This window comes from Pseudovibrio sp. Ad5 (assembly GCF_001623095.1).
Lineage (GTDB): Bacteria > Pseudomonadota > Alphaproteobacteria > Rhizobiales > Stappiaceae > Pseudovibrio.
On sequence record NZ_LMCH01000006.1, the window covers coordinates 146,768 to 164,558 of the forward strand.

General features: G+C 51.4%; 14 protein-coding genes. 9 read left to right on the forward strand and 5 right to left on the reverse strand.

What is annotated here, in order from left to right:
- Positions 1 to 11 precede the first annotated feature (11 nt).
- Together PsAD5_RS04195 and PsAD5_RS04200 are read left to right on the forward strand one after the other, a co-directional pair.
- Positions 12 to 866, forward strand: coding sequence for a carbon-nitrogen hydrolase family protein (locus tag PsAD5_RS04195; RefSeq protein WP_063291189.1), 855 nt, complete (start codon positions 12 to 14; stop codon positions 864 to 866).
- A complete protein-coding gene (locus tag PsAD5_RS04200; RefSeq protein WP_063291190.1) occupies positions 863 to 1,432 on the forward strand; it encodes a DUF1178 family protein in 570 nt (189 codons plus the stop codon). Before PsAD5_RS04195 ends, PsAD5_RS04200 begins: the two co-directional genes overlap by 4 nt.
- Before the next feature lie 74 nt (positions 1,433 to 1,506).
- Here PsAD5_RS04200 and PsAD5_RS04205 read toward each other — a convergent pair whose 3' ends face one another.
- From PsAD5_RS04205 to ubiG, 3 genes are all read right to left on the reverse strand, one after another.
- The gene (locus tag PsAD5_RS04205) at positions 1,507 to 2,076 is read right to left on the reverse strand and encodes a phasin family protein (RefSeq protein WP_057463465.1); all 570 of its coding nucleotides are present in this window, start codon (positions 2,074 to 2,076) and stop codon (positions 1,507 to 1,509) included.
- A gap of 221 nt (positions 2,077 to 2,297) precedes the next feature.
- Positions 2,298 to 3,005 carry an alpha/beta fold hydrolase gene (locus PsAD5_RS04215; protein WP_208988473.1) on the reverse strand — a complete coding sequence of 236 codons (708 nt, stop codon included), beginning with the start codon at positions 3,003 to 3,005 and terminating at the stop codon, positions 2,298 to 2,300.
- A 32-nt stretch (positions 3,006 to 3,037) separates the two neighbouring features.
- Positions 3,038 to 3,814: a bifunctional 2-polyprenyl-6-hydroxyphenol methylase/3-demethylubiquinol 3-O-methyltransferase UbiG gene (gene ubiG, locus PsAD5_RS04220; protein WP_057463462.1), complete on the reverse strand. Its 777-nt coding sequence runs from the start codon at positions 3,812 to 3,814 to the stop codon at positions 3,038 to 3,040.
- A gap of 156 nt (positions 3,815 to 3,970) precedes the next feature.
- Here ubiG and PsAD5_RS04225 point away from each other — a divergent pair, with 156 nt between their 5' ends.
- From PsAD5_RS04225 to PsAD5_RS04245, 5 genes are all read left to right on the forward strand, one after another.
- Complete coding sequence (locus PsAD5_RS04225; protein ID WP_057463461.1) at positions 3,971 to 5,221, forward strand: aspartate kinase; 1,251 nt, start codon at positions 3,971 to 3,973, stop codon at positions 5,219 to 5,221.
- Between the two features lie 97 nt (positions 5,222 to 5,318).
- The gene (gene ptsP / locus PsAD5_RS04230; RefSeq protein WP_063291191.1) at positions 5,319 to 7,583 is read left to right on the forward strand and encodes a phosphoenolpyruvate--protein phosphotransferase; all 2,265 of its coding nucleotides are present in this window, start codon (positions 5,319 to 5,321) and stop codon (positions 7,581 to 7,583) included.
- Positions 7,584 to 7,667: 84 nt separating this feature from the next.
- Complete coding sequence (gene prfA, locus PsAD5_RS04235; protein ID WP_057463460.1) at positions 7,668 to 8,741, forward strand: peptide chain release factor 1; 1,074 nt, start codon at positions 7,668 to 7,670, stop codon at positions 8,739 to 8,741.
- Positions 8,741 to 9,625 carry a peptide chain release factor N(5)-glutamine methyltransferase gene (gene prmC / locus PsAD5_RS04240; protein WP_063291192.1) on the forward strand — a complete coding sequence of 295 codons (885 nt, stop codon included), beginning with the start codon at positions 8,741 to 8,743 and terminating at the stop codon, positions 9,623 to 9,625. Before prfA ends, prmC begins: the two co-directional genes overlap by 1 nt.
- 440 nt (positions 9,626 to 10,065) lie before the next feature.
- Complete coding sequence (locus tag PsAD5_RS04245; RefSeq protein ID WP_082596887.1) at positions 10,066 to 10,782, forward strand: DUF4167 domain-containing protein; 717 nt, start codon at positions 10,066 to 10,068, stop codon at positions 10,780 to 10,782.
- Between the two features lie 119 nt (positions 10,783 to 10,901).
- Here the strand turns inward: PsAD5_RS04245 and PsAD5_RS04250 are convergent, their stop codons facing one another.
- Positions 10,902 to 11,672: an MOSC domain-containing protein gene (locus PsAD5_RS04250; protein WP_063286036.1), complete on the reverse strand. Its 771-nt coding sequence runs from the start codon at positions 11,670 to 11,672 to the stop codon at positions 10,902 to 10,904.
- A gap of 207 nt (positions 11,673 to 11,879) precedes the next feature.
- Here PsAD5_RS04250 and clpB point away from each other — a divergent pair, with 207 nt between their 5' ends.
- Positions 11,880 to 14,459 carry an ATP-dependent chaperone ClpB gene (clpB, locus tag PsAD5_RS04255; RefSeq protein ID WP_057463457.1) on the forward strand — a complete coding sequence of 860 codons (2,580 nt, stop codon included), beginning with the start codon at positions 11,880 to 11,882 and terminating at the stop codon, positions 14,457 to 14,459.
- A gap of 162 nt (positions 14,460 to 14,621) precedes the next feature.
- Positions 14,622 to 15,221, forward strand: a complete 600-nt coding sequence (locus tag PsAD5_RS04260; RefSeq protein ID WP_063291193.1) for a DUF998 domain-containing protein — start codon at positions 14,622 to 14,624, stop codon at positions 15,219 to 15,221.
- Positions 15,222 to 15,265: 44 nt separating this feature from the next.
- On the opposite strand, the gene PsAD5_RS04265 is transcribed toward PsAD5_RS04260, so the two are convergent.
- Positions 15,266 to 17,224, reverse strand: coding sequence for a M23 family metallopeptidase (locus tag PsAD5_RS04265; protein ID WP_063291194.1), 1,959 nt, complete (start codon positions 17,222 to 17,224; stop codon positions 15,266 to 15,268).
- Positions 17,225 to 17,791: the final 567 nt, after the last annotated feature.

Sequence of the window (17,791 nt, forward strand, 5' to 3'; positions counted from 1 at the left end):
AGTGAGAATTGATGACAAGTTTTGTGGCTGCATGTGTCCAGATGAGAACGGGACGAAACCCGCTCGAAAATCTTGATGTCTGTGAGGCGTTGATAAGAGAAGCTGCTGCTGAAGGCGCGGTTTATGTGCAAACGCCTGAGATGACCAATGTGCTGGAACGTAGCCGCAAAGCGCAGCTTGCTGCCTCCAGTTTCGAAAATGATGATCCGTTTTTGAAACAACTGGGTTTGCTTGCTGATGAGTTGAATATCTGGGTCCATATCGGATCTCTGGCAATTCGGCTTGAAGGTGACAAGCTGGCCAACCGCGGCTTTATGATTTCTCCTCAAGGAGAGATCACCGCTCGTTATGACAAAATCCATATGTTTGATGTGGATTTGCCAAATGGAGAAAGCTGGCGCGAGTCTGAAAGCTACAGTGCAGGCAATGTGTCTCCTGTTATTGATCTTGGTGTGGCCAAGCTTGGAATGGCGATTTGCTACGATATTCGTCAACCAGCGTTGTTCCGCGAGCAATCAAAGGCTGGCGCACAGGTTTTGACTGGTCCGGCTGCTTTCACCAAGCAAACAGGTGAAGCGCATTGGCATGTGCTGCAACGCGCGCGGGCGATTGAAAACGGTGCCTTTGTTGTGACTGCTGCGCAAGGTGGAACACATGAAGATGATCGTCAGACCTATGGTCACAGCTTAATGGTTGACCCTTGGGGGCAAGTGATCGCAGAACTTGATCATGATGCACCAGGTGTTTTGTTGGGTGAACTTGACATGGCTAAAGTGGATGAAGCACGTCGGCGTGTTCCAGCCATCAAGAATGCGCGTGAGTTTTCCGTAGCAACTGTTTCCCTCAATGGGGAGATGGTCAGTTGATTAACTATTCACTTGCCTGCGATGATGGGCATGAATTTGATGGATGGTTCCGGAATTCTGGCGATTACGAAAAGCAGAAAGAATTAGGTCTGGTCACGTGCCCGTTTTGTGACAGTGCATCGGTCCATAAACGCTTGATGGCGCCGAATGTTTCTACATCGAGAAGCCAGAAGAAGGCTCAGGTTGAACATCAGGTTTCGCAGGCCGTTGCTGCTGCTCAGGCAAAAGCTACAGAAAAGGCCACGAGTGAACCAAAGCCCGGCGGTGGAACTGCGCCAGCAAGTTCTGAGCAATCTGTTGCCACGACAACTCCAGCTGTTGATCTGCAGAAGGTTCCTGAGAAAGCAAAGGAGCTGGTGGAAGCTCTGCGAGAGTTCCGCAAACAGGTTGTGAGCAACTCAGAGTATGTTGGCGACAAGTTTGCTGAGGAAGCACTTAAGATCCACTACGGCGAAACTGAAGAGCGTGGGATTTATGGAGAAACTACTCCCGATGATGCTCAGGAGCTTTTGGAAGAGGGTATTGAGCTGATGCCGCTGCCGGTGCTGCCAGAAGACCGCAACTGAATTTTTATGCTGTCATGATGGCAGAACGAAAGGCGCCTCGTTTAGCAGGGCGCCTTTTTTGTTCTGTTACTCAATCAGGCTGACACGTCTTTTCTGCCAGGGGCTCGGGGGGCGGAAGGCTTATCTGCGCTCTTTGCCCGGCTGCGTGTGCTTGTTGACTTGCGAGGCACTCTACGGCGAGGTTTAGCCGGAACTTTTGTTGGTGCGGCCTGTGCCATTGCCTTCAAATCATCAATGCTCGTCAAAGCTTCTGATGTTGCCTTCTGTGTTTTGGAAACCGTGCCCTTCATTGTAGAGGACATCTGGTTCATCTGGCGGGCGCCTTCCTGACGGCAATCTTCAAAAGCTTCCTGCATGAAGTCGCTGGCAAGTTTTGAGAATTCAATGCCAGTTGGACAATCCCAGATCTCCTGAACGAAATCTGTGTTGGCTTTCATGCGCTTGTTAAAGAAGGACATGTTTGCGTGCATGATTGCCTGATAGTTCTCAAGCATGGACTTGTTGTTGGAAATTGCGTGCTCCAACGCTGTGTTGGAAAGTTGGTCTCCGCCCTGTGCCCAAAACCAGCCTTGCCAAGGCAGTCCATCTGTCGCAACGGTCCAGCGGTCCATTGCTTCTTTCATTTCTTTGTCGATGTTTAACATCGTGTCTCCTCCGGACTTTGATCAAGTTCTCGGGCGGCGATCTAGGTCTTGAGACAATATTCTTCGAGCGATCAGGGAGTTTGGAAGAAGCTCGTTTGCCGGTAACTTACGCCGCGTACACCCTCCTGTTTATAGGCGCTAATATTGGCAAAATGATATTCTGGATTCTAAGGGATTTCAGCGGCTTTTTTCTGAAGAACTAGTTAAATTTGCAGGCGTAGCTACGTATCCAGCCAGTCCTGAATGAGTTCGCTGGTGTGGACCGGGTGTTCCAGAGTAGAAAGATGGCCGCAATCCGGGATGATGTGAAGTTTGCTATTTGGTATTGCATCATGCATTTCGCGGCATCTATCCAGAGGAAGTAAGCTGTCTTCTTCGCCTGCGACGATCATCGTCGGGCACTGGATTGCCGTTAGACCTGGTCTTTGGTCGCGGCGGTTGATGATTGCGTTTTGCTGCTTCAGGAAGTTATCAGCGCCAATATCAGCAGCCATGTCGAAAACCACTTGCCGAAGCGCTGTATCGTCGTGGCGGGCAGGGTGGACAAGTTGAGGGTATTGCATGGAGGCGATTTTGTGGAAGCCTCCCTTCCTTGCAATCTCCATCTGCGTATGGCGAAGCTGTGTCTGGGCCGCAGTGTCGTCTCTGGCATTGGTGTTTATGAGGGCAAGACGGCTGACACGATTAGGAGCCAGTCGAATCACCTCCAGAGCGACGTAACCCCCCATGGACATGCCGAGGAGAGCGAATTTTTCCGGGGCGTGTTCCAGCAATCTCTTTGCCATGGCTTCAATGGAATCCATGTCGCAGGTTTCGGCAATGATGATTGGACGCTCTTTCAGAGAGTTGATCTGAGGGCCAAACAAAGTGCCGGTGCTGGTAAGGCCGGGAATGAAAGCGACAGTTTCGGCAGGTGCTGTTTCTGGCATTTTCATTCTCCTTAATAATTGGATGCCAGCTGCTACTCTGGCTTTCGAGCTATTACCATGTAGTTTACATCCAGATCGGTTGTTCTGGACCAGCTGTCTGTCAGCGGATTGAAGCTCACACCGCAGCGCTCGTAAATGTTCATGCCGGATTCATTGAGGGGTGCTTCCAGTTCTTCCGGGCGAACCAGCTTCTCATATTGGTGGGTGCCTTTTGGCAACCAGCGGAGAACGCGCTCAGCCGCGACAATCGCGAGGGCATAGGCTTTCAGAGTTCTGTTGATAGTTGCAACGAACATCATTCCACCAGGACGCACAAGATCTGCACAGGAGTTCATGAACAGTGGAACGTCTGCAACATGCTCCACGACTTCCATGTTGAGCACGATGTCGAATTGTTCGCCTGCCTCAACCAGAGATTCAGCGGTTTGTGCGCGATAGTCGATGTTGAGGCCGGATTGCTGTGCATGAAGTGTGGCGACTTTGATGTTGGTTTCAGATGCATCTGCTCCAACAACGGTTGCGCCCATGCGAGCCATGGGCTCAGCGAGTAGGCCACCGCCGCAGCCGATGTCCAAAATCCGTAGGCCTTCTAATGCCTTAGGGGATGTTTCGTCTCGACCAAAGTGGTCACAGGCATACTCCTTGATATAGGAGATGCGAACTGGACTGAATTTGTGGAGAGGGCGAAACTTTCCAGTCGGATCCCACCATTCCGATGCAATTGATGAGAAATGCGCAACTTCCGCCGGGTCGATTGTGGTTTGTGCCGGGTTTTTGGCGGCGTTGCTTGGTTTTTGCGCGGTGCTCATAGCTCAACTCTCCACTTTCATCCCGGTACTGGTGGGTCTAATCGCGGTTTTTGTCAAGCCGCTGGTTGCGATAGAAGGGCGCTAGTTGTATGGATTAGCGCCGTTTGTAGTGATGATCGGTTCATCACAAAGGCCCTCGGAGGAATTTGGGAAGCGATGGCCCGTTTGGTTATGAAGTTTGGCGGCACCTCCGTTGCCGACCTAGAGCGTATTAGAAATGTTGCGCGGCATGTAAAGCGTGAAGTGGAAGCAGGCAACCAGGTTGCTGTTGTCGTGTCCGCTATGGCTGGCGTGACGAATACCTTGGTCGGTTATACAAGAGATGCTGCAGCGCTGCATGATGCGCGTGAGTACGATGCGGTTGTTGCCTCTGGTGAGCAGGTAACTTCTGGCTTGTTGGCGATTGTGCTGCAAGACATGGGTGTGGAAGCGCGGTCCTGGCAAGGATGGCAGATTCCTATCCGTACGAATGAAGCCCATGGCGCAGCGCGTATTGAGAGTATTGAAGGTCAAACTCTCATTGAACGCCTAGAGCGTGGACAGGTTGCTGTTTGTGCCGGTTTCCAGGGCGTTGCCCCGGACAACAGGCTGGCGACACTTGGACGTGGTGGTTCTGATACCAGTGCAGTGGCAATTGCTGCTGCCATTCAGGCAGACCGTTGTGATATCTACACGGATGTGGACGGTGTTTATACGACCGATCCGCGTGTGGTGGCCAAGGCAACCCGTTTGGAACGTGTTGCATTTGAAGAGATGCTGGAAATGGCTTCTCTTGGTGCAAAGGTTTTGCAGGTCCGCTCTGTTGAGATGGCGATGGTTCACGGCGTTCGTACGTTTGTACGTTCCAGCTTTGATGATCCGGATGCCCCGCAGATTAGCGCTGATGGAACACCTGTAGGTACACTTATTTGCGACGAGGACGAGATTTTGGAACAACAAGTCGTCACTGGCATCGCTTACTCAAAAGACGAAGCACAGATTTCTATCCGCAACGTTGCTGACAAACCTGGCATTGCGTCCAGAGTGTTTGGCCCGTTGGCAGAAGGCAACATCAACGTAGACATGATCGTCCAGAACATCTCCCCAGATGGAAAGACGACCGATATCACCTTTACCGTTCCAGAGAGCGATTACGAGCGTGCGCGCAAGGTAATTGAGGAGAACGTCGAGGAAATTGGCTTCGAGAATATCGAAGGCGCTACTGATGTTGTAAAAGTTTCCGTAATCGGCATGGGTATGCGTTCGCATGCCGGTGTTGCAGCTCAGTGTTTTGAAGGCCTGGCTGAGAAGGGGATTAACATCCGCGCGATTACGACATCTGAGATTAAAATCTCTGTTCTGATCGATTCCGCGTATACGGAACTTGCGGTTCGTACTCTCCATTCGCTATACGGACTTGACGGCTAGGTATCCTACTGTCGAGAATATTGTTGTGTCTTGGACAACTTCCAAGGCACAACGTGGCCTGTTAAAAAGGCCAGCAGAATTATAGGTAGGGCGGAGCATGCGCAGCAGCTTGGCCGGACCGCGCGTACTCCTCCGTAAGCTTCGTGAAGTGATGGCGGAGCCGATTAATGCGCAGGAACGGCTCGACAAGATTGTACGTCTGATCGCGGCAAACGTGGTTGCGGAAGTGTGTTCCGTGTACATTTTGCGCGCGGATGGGGTTCTTGAGCTGTATGCGACAGAGGGCCTCAATAAGGATGCGGTTCACCATACTTCTCTGAAGGTTGGTGAGGGTCTTGTTGGCTTGATTTCCTCTGATGCCAGACCGCTGAACCTACCAAATGCGCAGGCGCACCCGGCGTTTGCCTATCGTCCGGAAACGGGCGAAGAGAATTATAACTCCTTCCTTGGTGTGCCGATCCTGCGTGCAGGACGTACGCTTGGCGTGCTTGTTGTTCAGAACAAAGACCACCGGACCTACTTTGAAGACGAAGTAGAAGCCCTGCAGACAACTGCGATGGTAATCGCAGAAATGGTCGCGGCGGGTGAGCTGGAAGCGATTGCGCAGCAAGGCACAACGATTGATGTGATCCGTCCGATGCATCTGAAGGGTGTCGCTCTTGCTGATGGCATCGGCCTTGGACATGTGGTTCTGCATGAACCGCGTGTGGTTATCACCAATCTGATTGCCGAGGATGCGGACACTGAAAAGAAGCGCCTCGAAGAATCTGTTACGCGTTTACGTCAGTCGCTTGATCATATGCTGGCTAGCGGTGAGTTTTCTCAGCACGGTGAGCACCGTGAAGTTCTGGAAGCTTATCGGATGTTTGCCTATGACCGTGGCTGGATCCGGAAGATTGATGAAGCAATCCGCAATGGTTTGACGGCTGAAGCTGCTGTTGAGAAAGTTCAGAGCGATACACGCGCTCAGATGCTCCGGCAGACAGATCCGTATTTGCGTGAGCGTCTGCATGATCTTGATGATCTGGCGCACCGCCTCATTCGGGAGCTGATGGGCAAGAACCACAGCGGCGAAGATGATCTGCCGAAAGACGCCATCATCATTGCGCGTAATATGGGTGCAGCTGAGCTGCTGGACTACGATCGGGATCGCATTCGCGGTCTTGTTCTGGAAGAAAGCGGCCCGACAAGTCACGTCACCATTGTTGCGCGTGCGCTTGGCATTCCGACAGTTGGGCAGGTTGAAGACATTGTTTCCTTAGTGGAAGCGACTGATGCCATCATCGTGGATGGTGAGATCGGCCAGATCTTCCTTCGTCCAGCCAATGATGTTGAACAAGCTTTTGCTGATAAGGTTCGTCTGCGCTCCAAGCGTCAGGAAATTTATCGCCAGCTTCGTGATGAGCCAACTGTTACCAAAGACGGTGTGGACGTTAAGCTTCAGCTGAATGCTGGTCTGCTGGTTGATTTGCCAAGTATGGAAGATGCTGGCGCTGATGGCGTTGGGCTTTTCCGTACTGAGTTGCAGTTTATGGTTGCCTCTGCTTTCCCACGAATGCAGGAGCAGCACACACTGTATTCCAAGGTGCTGGATGCCGCTGGTGACAAGCCTGTTACTTTCCGCTCTTTGGATATTGGCGGTGATAAAGTTTTGCCTTACCTGCGTCTGGCGCAGGAAGAGAACCCTGCGATGGGCTGGCGTGCAATTCGCTTTGGGCTGGATCGTCCGGGTTTGTTGCGTACCCAGATCAGGGCAATGTTGCATGCAGGGGCAGGGCGCTCTTTGCGCATCATGTTCCCTATGGTGGCTGATGTTTCTGAATTTCAGCAGGCGCGGGATTACGTTGAGCGTGAGCTGAAGCACTTGCGACAGCATGGCCATGATACGCCAAAAGAGCTGAAGCTTGGTGTCATGCTGGAAGTTCCGGCGCTGCTCTATCAGCTTGAAGAGATCTACAAGGAAGTGGATTTCGTCTCTGTTGGTTCTAACGATCTGTTCCAGTTTTTCTACGCGGTTGATCGTGGCAATACGTTGGTTGCGGAGCGGTTTGAAGCTCTGTCTCCTAGCTTCCTACGGGCGCTGCGCATGATCGTCGTTATTGGCGATAAGATGGATACGCCGGTTACCCTTTGTGGTGAGCTTGGTGGTCAACCCCTTGCTGCGATGGCCTTGCTGGCGATCGGATATAGAAATCTCTCTATGTCGCCTGCTTCTATTGGTCCTGTTAAGGCGATGTTACGCTCTTTGGATCTATCAGCACTTTCAGAAGAGTTGCTGAAACAATTGGAAGCGGGTAAAGGGACGGACGACATTCGCGAGTTCCTGGCGAGCTTTGCATCCGAAAATAATATTCCGGTATAAGCAGCGTAGATTTCGATTGCCGCAGACCCGAGAGGCTGTCGCGCTTTTAAATTAGTTGCCTAACGCTTGAGGAGTTGCCGCGAAATGCTGGCACCAGAAAAACTAGACACACTGCTAGCACGCTTTGAAGGTATTGAGGCCGAGATGGCATCTGGTCCTGCACCGGATGTTTATATCAAGCTTTCAAGGGACTATGCGGAACTCGATCCAATTGTGAAGTCCATTCGTGAACTTCGCAAAGCCGAGGGTGATCTGGAAGGTGCGGAAGCACTGTTGGCAGACCCTGAAAGCGATGCGGAGATGAAAGAACTTGCGCAGCTTGAGCGTGATGAGCTGACAGGCGTTGTCGAAGAGCTGACCCAGCAAGTTCGCATTGGGCTTTTACCAAAAGACAAAGCGGATTCTCACGACGTTATTCTTGAAGTGCGTGCCGGTACAGGTGGTGACGAGGCTGCGCTGTTTGCTGGTGATCTCTTCCGTATGTATCAGCGCTTTGCAGACAATAATGGCTGGAAAGTTGAAGTAATGTCCTCTTCTGAAGGGGACATGGGCGGTTTCAAAGAAATCGTGGCGGCTGTAACTGGTCAGGAAGTGTTTGGTAAGCTGAAGTTTGAGTCCGGTGTTCACCGTGTGCAGCGTGTGCCTGAGACTGAATCCGGTGGCCGTATTCACACGTCCGCAGCGACCGTTGCGGTTCTTCCGCAGGCTGAAGAAGTGGACGTGGAGATCAATCCTGCTGATTTGCGCATCGATACCTATCGTGCATCAGGCGCAGGTGGTCAGCATGTGAACACGACCGACTCCGCTGTTCGTATTGTGCACAACCCGACCGGAATTGTAGTTGCTGTGCAGGATGAGCGCTCTCAGCATAAGAACAAAGACCGCGCGATGAAGCTGCTGCGGGCGAAGATCTACGATGTGGAGCGTGAGCGTGCTGCGAATGAACGGACCGAGGCCCGTCGTGTTCAGGTTGGTTCCGGTGATCGTTCTGAGCGTATCCGTACCTACAACTTCCCTCAGGGTCGTGTGACTGATCACCGTATTGGTTTGACGCTGTATAAGCTTGACCAGATGATCGCAGGCGAAGCTACGGGTGAAGTGATTGATGCTCTGATTATGGACCATCAAGCGAACTTGCTCGCCGATGAAGGACTTTAATGTCCGGCCTCTTCGATAATTTCGACCTCAAAAATGTGCAGGCTTTGTACCTAGCGGTGCGGAGCCTGTTTCGTGATGCAGGTCTGCTTGAAGCTGATCTGGATGCACGCGTCCTTGTTGCAGAAGCCTTTGGAATTGAGCCGAGAAACCTGATCCTTGAGTACGATCAGGCGATCAAACCCGAGACGCTGGTGGTTGTTTCCCGATATGTGGAAGAACGTCTTGCCGGAAAGCCCGTAGGTCGCGTTCTGGGAAAGCGGGAGTTTTGGGGGCTGGAGTTTTCGTTGTCTTCGGCAACATTGGAGCCGCGGCCAGACACAGAAACGCTGGTTGAAACTGCGATTGCGTTTTGTCAGGCCCATGGCGGCTTGGAAAAAGAATGGGTTTTTGCAGATATTGGAACTGGCACAGGAGCGGTCGCGATCGCACTCCTGACTGAATTGCCCAATGCAATTTGTCTTGCTGTTGATATCAGTGAAGAGGCTTTGGAGACTGCGCGACAAAACGCAGCAAACAACAAGGTTCTTGACCGATTTATCCCTGTTCGCGGTTCTTATCTGGATACACTGAGCGGATCTTTTGATTTTATTGTGAGTAACCCGCCGTACATTCGCAGCTCTGTAATTGAAGGGTTAAGCCATGAAGTTAAGCAGCATGACCCTATGCTGGCGCTTGATGGTGGAGTGGATGGTCTTACTGCCTATAAAGAATTGATAGGCAACGCTAAACGAGTTCTTAAGAGAAATAGTGGACTTCTTATGGAGATCGGGTTTGATCAAGCCGATGAACTTTCAACTCTTGCGAGGGAACTCGTAGGATTGGAGGCTTGTTGTGAACATGATCTGGCCGGTCAACCAAGGGTGATTGTTGTAGTTTTTCCATGATTGGCGAAGAATTCAATTATCTGGAAAAAAGCCCTTGGAAAATACGTCGGAACGAGATAGTTTCATCTCGCCGACAAGCGATACCAGCTAAAAGCTGAAAACGATGGGGATGGGCACTCACTGACTGTGAGACGAGCCTGGCAGAGACGTCGGTTGATAGTTTCAAAGCAGATAGTTGAGCAACCCCTCGTATCGTTGAACTGAGAGAGCAATGCATTTGTATTGCTGCGATCAGATGTCGGATATCGCATTGAAGCAGTTATACGATCGAATGCGATTGCATTTCGATGTTGATAGCCTTTGTGCTCATCAACACGCAGGCTTATTAACGGCATTTGGAATCCGGGAGACCTTACTCCCATGAACCTCACAGTTAGGTTCGATTGCTATTCCGGAAAGTTAACGGCAGAATGAGACCAGGAAATCAGAATAACAAGCGCATGCGTGGACGGGGGCGTAAAGCTCCAAATCCATTGACACGTACTTTTGAGTCAAATGGACCGGACGTTAAGATCCGAGGTACCGCATTGCATGTTGCTGAAAAGTACCAGCAACTTGCGCGTGATGCTCAGGCCTCCGGGGACCGTGTAACCTCCGAGAACTACTATCAGCATGCAGAGCATTACCAGCGCATCGTCGCTGCGGCTCAACCCCAAAGCACACAGACTGCTGCTCCTTCTGCGCGTACAGAAGACGAAGCTGCACCTGCTGCTGTTGAAACTCCAAACGCTGTGGCAGCGACTGAAGAGCAAGAGGTTGCGGTTGCAACCCCTCAGCCTGTGATCGGTCTGGATACGCCTCAGCCGTTTATCGAAACAGCTCCAGCGGCTGACGAGAATGCAGAAGCTTCGGGAGACGCATCTGCACCAGCTGACGAAGATGATGGCAAAGCACGCCGTCGTGTTCGTGGCACTCGTGGTCGTGGTGTTCGTCGTACACCTTCCTCATCCTCCGCAAGTGCAGCAGCGCCAGCTGAGGCACCAGAAGGTGGTGAAGATGATGCAGCTTCTACGAAGCCACGTCGTACGCCTCGTGCTCGCACACCTCGTGCAGCTCGTTCACAGCGTACCCGTACAGCTCGTGTTCCTGCTGAGGATGCACCTGCATCTGCACCAGCACCTGCGGCTTTGGAAACAACCGGAGACGGTGAAAGCTAAGCGCGTCTGATGATGTGCTTGCTGGCTCACTGGTTTGCCGGAGATCTATGAAAAACCCCGCTCAAAAGGCGGGGTTTTCTTTTTTGCTGACTGGCAAATAGTTCGTTGTGGGTGCTGGCTTACTCAATGATGAGTGTGTCACCGACGGAAAGTGTGCCGTTGTTGAGCACTTCCAGATAAATACCAACATCCATATGCCCCAGTGAACCATGAAGAGCCTTGTTGATGTTGGTATCGCGCTCGGCTGTGACTGGATTTACATCTACGGCAGCGCAGCGGCGGGTGCGTTTCGCGAATTTGAACTCTACGCCTGAACTGGAACGGATTTTCTTGTCGGCCCAGTCAAACTCCTCATAGGCTGCCAAGCCTTCAACATAGATGTTGGCGCGGAAGCGTCTTGGATCAATCTCCACACCCAAAGTCTCAGAAAGCGCTTTCACGCTGGCCAAATTTACGACATGTACGAAATTCTCAGCAGTATCCGTGAAAGCATGGTCGTCTGCGTGGCGGACTTTGAGCGGGCCAGCGGCTTTCTCACCCATGTGTGCTGTGAAGTAGGCTGCGAGTGCATCCTGTCCTTCAGCTGTTTCCAGCGGTAACGTGATGTCTTCACTCTCTGGCTTGGACAGAGTGATGCTTTTGTTTTCCAGATCGTATGTGCATTTGACCTGCGCCACGTCTTCATAACGAACCAGCACTAGAAATTTGCTTTTTGAGATGTGCTGAGGGGCTGCTGGATCAAAGCCGCATGGACCATTTTCAATCGCATAGGCACGATCCAGCGGGAAGACAGCTCCGGCTTCTACTGTGGTGGTCTGAAGTGGATGAGCCGTTAAGCCTTTAACTGGATGTGTTGCGAGTGCGGTGATATGCGCAGGCGAAAAAGTCATATTAAATTCCGTTGTTTAAGCTATTCGAAACTATGAGGAACAAAGGATTGTGGCAAGATCTTGCGAGGACCCTCTTTTGTCGGCAGTTTGAACTACTATATGAAGAGTGCAGGGGGAAGTCTCCTGCTTCGGGTGCTCTTTATGAGGCTCGGATCCTCCCAAAATGCTTTGTCATGCTTCGGGTGACACGGCACATAGGAGTTATATATGGACTTTGAGAAATACACCGACCGTGCGCGTGGGTTCATTCAGTCTGCGCAAACATACGCTCTGGGACAAGGGCATCAACAGTTTACTCCCGCACATATTTTAAAGGTCTTGCTGGATGACAGCGAGGGCATGTCTGCTGGTCTTATTGAACGGGCCGGAGGACGTGTGCAGGATGTCCGCCTACAGATTGAGACAGATCTGGCTGCGCTTCCTAAAGTGAGTGGCGGCAATGGGCAGCTGTACCTAGCGCCTGAAACCGCTCGTCTTTTTGAGCAAGCCCAGAAAATTGCAGAAAAAGCAGGCGACAGTTATGTCACCGTTGAGCGGCTGCTGCTTGCGCTTGCTATGGATAAAGACAGCAAGGCAGGTAAGGCTCTCGCTCAAGGTGGTGTCACGCCAAACGCACTGAACGAGGCTATCAACGAAGTGCGTAAGGGCCGTACTGCGGATTCCGCATCCGCTGAAAACCAATATGACGCCCTGAAGAAGTTTGCTCAGGATCTGACTGAAGCTGCCCGCGACGGTAAACTCGATCCTGTGATTGGCCGTGATGAGGAAATTCGCCGTGCCATTCAGGTTCTCTCTCGCCGTACCAAGAATAACCCGGTTCTGATTGGTGAGCCAGGCGTTGGTAAAACCGCAATTGCTGAAGGCCTTGCGCTGCGCATCGTCAATGGTGATGTGCCGGAGAGCCTGAAAGACAAGGAACTGCTTGCGCTGGATATGGGCGCACTGATCGCTGGTGCGAAATATCGTGGTGAATTTGAAGAACGCCTGAAGGGTGTTTTGAATGAAGTGCAAGCCGCCGCTGGTGGTGTGATCCTCTTTATTGATGAAATGCATACGCTGGTTGGGGCTGGGAAAGCAGATGGAGCGATGGACGCTTCCAATCTTCTCAAGCCTGCGCTGGCGCGTGGTGAATTACATTGCGTTGGGGCGACCACGCTTGATGAATACCGCAAGCACGTTGAGAAAGATGCGGCGCTGGCCCGTCGTTTCCAACCTGTGTTTGTAAGTGAGCCAACGGTTGAAGATACGATTTCTATTCTGCGTGGCATCAAGGAGAAGTATGAGCTTCACCATGGTGTACGCATTTCAGATAGTGCGATTGTTTCTGCGGCCACGCTGTCCAACCGTTACATCACGGACCGCTTCCTACCGGATAAGGCGATTGACCTTGTTGATGAAGCCGCCAGTCGCTTGCGCATGCAGGTGGATTCCAAGCCGGAAGAGCTGGATGAGCTGGACCGCCGTATCATTCAGCTAAAGATTGAGCGGGAAGCGCTCAAGAAAGAGGATGATGACGCCACGAAGGATCGACTTCAGCGCCTTGAGAAAGAGCTGGTTGATCTGGAAGAAGAATCCAATGCACTGACACAACGCTGGCAATCTGAAAAAGATAAGCTGAGCGGCGAGCAGAAAATAAAAGAGCAGCTGGACGAAGCGCGCACCGAATTGGAGCAGGCGCAGCGTATCGGTAATTTGGCTAAAGCGGGTGAGTTGGCTTACGGCGTTATTCCTGATCTGGAAAAGAAGCTCTTGAATGCCCAGACAGCGGAAGATGTCGATAACACCATGCTCAATGAGACCGTGAGCAGTGAGAGTATTGCTCAGATTGTGTCTCGCTGGACTGGAATTCCCGTCGACAAGATGCTGGAAGGCGAACGTGAAAAGCTGCTTCGCATGGAAGATGAGCTGGCCAAGCGTGTTGTTGGGCAGCAGGAAGCTGTCCACGCTGTTTCTACTGCCGTGCGCCGATCTCGTGCCGGGTTGCAAGACCCGAACAGGCCAATTGGCTCGTTCATGTTCCTCGGCCCAACTGGTGTTGGTAAAACAGAGCTGACCAAAGCGCTCGCCAGCTATCTCTTTGATGATGAGACAGCCATGGTGCGCGTGGACATGTCTGAGTTCATGGAAAAGCACAGTGTTGCTCGTCTGATCGGCGCGCCTCCGGGTTATGTTGGTTATGAAGAAGGCGGTGTTCTGACAGAAGCGGTTCGCCGTCGCCCTTATCAGGTGGTGTTGTTTGATGAAGTTGAAAAAGCTCATGGCGATGTGTTCAACGTTCTGCTTCAAGTGTTGGATGATGGCCGTCTGACGGACGGGCAGGGCCGGACTGTGGACTTCCGCAATACGCTGATCATCATGACGTCGAACCTTGGTTCAGAATTTTTGGCTTCCCAGGGCGAAGGTGAAGATGCTGATGCTGTTCGCGGGCCGGTGATGGATGCGGTGAAAGCGCACTTCCGTCCTGAGTTCGTGAACCGTTTGGATGAGATTATCCTTTTCCATCGCTTGCAGCGGACTCAGATGTCTCGGATCGTCGAAATTCAGCTAGCTCGTTTGCAGAAGTTGCTGGACGATCGGAAGATGGAGCTTGAGCTGGATGATGGTGCTATGGGCTGGCTTGCCGAGAAGGGGTATGACCCGGCTTATGGTGCACGACCGTTGAAGCGCGTTATTCAGAAACAAGTGCAGGATCCATTGGCAGAAATGCTGTTGGCTGGATCAATCTCTGACGGTCAGGCCATCCGGGTCTCTGCGGGAACGGACAGACTGCTTTTTGAAACGACCTGACAGGTTGGATCATGAGTTAAAGAAGAGGGCCGGATCTTCCGGCCCTTTTTTGTGCCTTGTGGACATACCCTGAAACATAAAGCGACTGTTCGAATGTGTGCTTTTAGTGTCTAGTCATGCAGACTAAAACTTGAGTGTTCGTTAGGGGGCAGGGCATCGGGTATGAGACACGTTGATATTGCAATATCGCTTGTGGTTGTCAGTTATCTCTGGCTTGCCGCGACTGTTGTCATTGGCGGGCAGTTTTATCCAGATTACGACCATATATCACAGTTCATGAGCGCTCTTGGAGCAACCGGCGCTCCGTTTGGGCCTGCCGTGAATTATTGGGGTTTTGCGGTTGTGGAGCTGCTACTGCTGCCATGCCTCGTGATCTGCTTTGCTTATCTGATGCGCAATCGTGTAGAGCGTGTTGGCTTGATGATTTTTGCAGGCTATCCGCTGCTTATCGCTGTTGCTGCGTTCTTTCCGTGTGATTTTGAATGCAACATGGATGATCCAACACGCAGCCAACTCATGCATACGGCTGCTGGCTTTTTGGCCTATTTCTGCGCTGTTGTGGGATTGTGTTTGTTGTCTCATGCCAAAGCTGAAAGATCGTTTTGGGTGGCGCTTGGGCTGATCTTGCTGATGATGCTCTTCAGTCTATCTATGGAAACCGCTTTCAGTGGTCTCATGCAACGTGCGTTGGAGACTGGTATTTATCTTTGGTTCTTCGTGATCCTGATGCGCAAGCGCTATCAAAAAGAGCAAGTAGTTTGATGCTATTTGCTCTTTAATCGTGTGATCCCTTTGATGAACTAAGGTCAGTTCCGCAGTGAAGCGACGCGCTGGCTTGGACGGCCTGTTTCCATCAGAGCATTAATGCGGTCGCGTTCGCGCTTGAAGTTCTCAAGAACCTTAGCTTCAAGGATGCGGCCTTGCGGTACCTTGATCTTCAGGGAGTTCACGAAGCGACCATTCACTTTCACTTCGTAATGGAGGTGGTTACCCGTTGAAAGACCGGTGGTCCCAACATACCCAATAACGGAACCCTGTCTGATTTTCTGGCCTTTTTGAATGCCTGAGCCAAAGCGGGTCATGTGGTTATATGTGGTGACATAGCCGTTGGCGTGTTTGATCTCGACGCGTTTTCCGTAACCGCCTGACCAAGCGGCTTTTTGGATCACCCCATCGCCAGCTGCAAAGATTGCGGTGCCGCGAGGAGCGGCCCAGTCCGTGCCGGTGTGCAAACGGCGGGTTTTCAAAACCGGATGTCGGCGCATGCCGAAGCCAGATGTAAAGCGGCCAGCTGCGATTGGTTTACGGAGCAGGAACTGCTTTGCGCTTTGACCGTTCTCATCATAATAGTCGACGACACCATCGTCCGGTGTGCGGAAACGGTAGAAACGATGTGAGCGACCATTTACGGTGATGGATGTATAAAGAATTTCAGAGGTGCCAGTGGTCTGGTCTGCATCAAGGCCATAGAAGACGCTCATCTCATCACCGCTTTTTACGGAGGCGTTGAAGTCAACGCTATAAGAATAGATGCGAACGAGTTCTTTGATGAGGGATGTTGGGACGTCGTTATCAAGACCAGTCTGGTAGATCGAGTCATAATAGGTGGCGCGAGGGCCAACGGAGTTTTGCTGCTGTGATGCAAACGCGTCTGCGGCCATCTGTGTGGACGGCTCAGGTGCAACGACAAACTCGCCTTCATCGTTTGGTGCGATGGTCCCTACATGACGTTGATCTTCATAGATGCTGACACGTACAAGAATTCCGTCGTCCTCTTCGATCTCGTCCGTGTTGAGGGACAGGCGGAAGATCTGACCAGCTTTGATTGTGTCGATGCCAAAGTTTTCGGTAAATGCTTTGATGTAGCCTTCCGCTTCTTTCTCAGAAGCCTCACCATCCAGCAGAATGTCAATAAAGTCAGTCTGGGTCAGGATTGGAACTATGCGTTCTTCGATCTGATTGGCCTGGGAGATTTTACGGGACTTGGGCTGGAAGGAAACGTTTTCTTCTGTAATGCGGACTTCGATGTTTTCAAATGACTGTTCTGAAAGTGGAGCAAAGCCTGCGTTGAAGTCTTCGAGGCTCGGCACAGCCGCAATGTCAGTGGAATTATCCAGCATGAACATCGCTGCTTTTTTGACCTGCTCCTGAACGGCCTCTTCTTTATGATCGGGAAGAGCGACCATACTCATAGCTTCCAGTGGGAAGTCGCGCTGAGAAATGGAGACTTCGCCTTCAATGTCGGCACCGTAGATTGCATCACTGGCGACCTGTAATGGAGCAACCTGTTCTCCCTGATACATAGTGATCGGGTCGAATGGCGGAATGTCTGCAGCTGTTTCCTGTTTCTTGATATTCTCAAGGCTTGCGCTAACGAGCGCATATGGCTTGGCTTTTACGTGGTCACGGCCATCGCTGCGGGTCACTGTATTTACTTCAATGATCTGCCGATTGGAGAAGCCGTCGGTTGCGGAGCTCAGGCGGTCGCCTTTTCCGCTGGAATTACGCTGTGGTGTCAGGTCTGTTGAAGTGCTCGCGGGGGCTTTCGCTGTCTTATAGGTGTACTGGCCATCAAGCGCAGCCATCAAGGCACCACCCATTAATACAATGGAGGTCATGCCGGTCAGGATCGTCCCGATCAACCAACGGCCATTAAGCCGTGCAGGCTGGTCAGACGAACTTGCAAGGCTGTCCACCATCAAAGCAGGTTCATTGCCAAGATTGACGGAAGGCCTTCCATTAGTATGGAACCTACCAGAATTCATCGAGCTACTTATCTTTCCCCAAATCGGCAGAGATGCCATCTGCAGCAGAGTTCTGCATTACGTGTTTACGATTGATAGACAATGCTGAAGATAGGGACAACTGATGAAAGACAAATACGGCTGGATTTTGTCCCTGATACTATGAAAAATTATAGAAAAAATGGAATTGGCGAGAAAATAATGAATTTGGCTGGCAAACCACGATTTTAAGCACCATATAAATACAGGGTTTGCGATTATTGAAAAAGTTTCCCCAGTCCTGTGAAAATTTTGAAGTTTTCTCTCAAGGCTCGTTGACAGGGTCAGCTCATATCCCTATAACCCGCTTCACGCCACCGGGGCGGGCCACTGAGGCGCGGTTCTGGAGGCACAAAAACAGAAGGATTTACGGGGTTTTTAAGAGGTCTTGTAAGTCTGGATATTGAGGCGAAAGTCTCTGCTCATTGACAATTGAATACGGAAGAAGAAAGAGAAACGTGGACGGCGGTTATTCGCGAGTGTCTTGGTAACAAGACGCTGTTACGGAATAGCTGACTTAGTTTACGTTTTTCAGAACACCAAAGATTC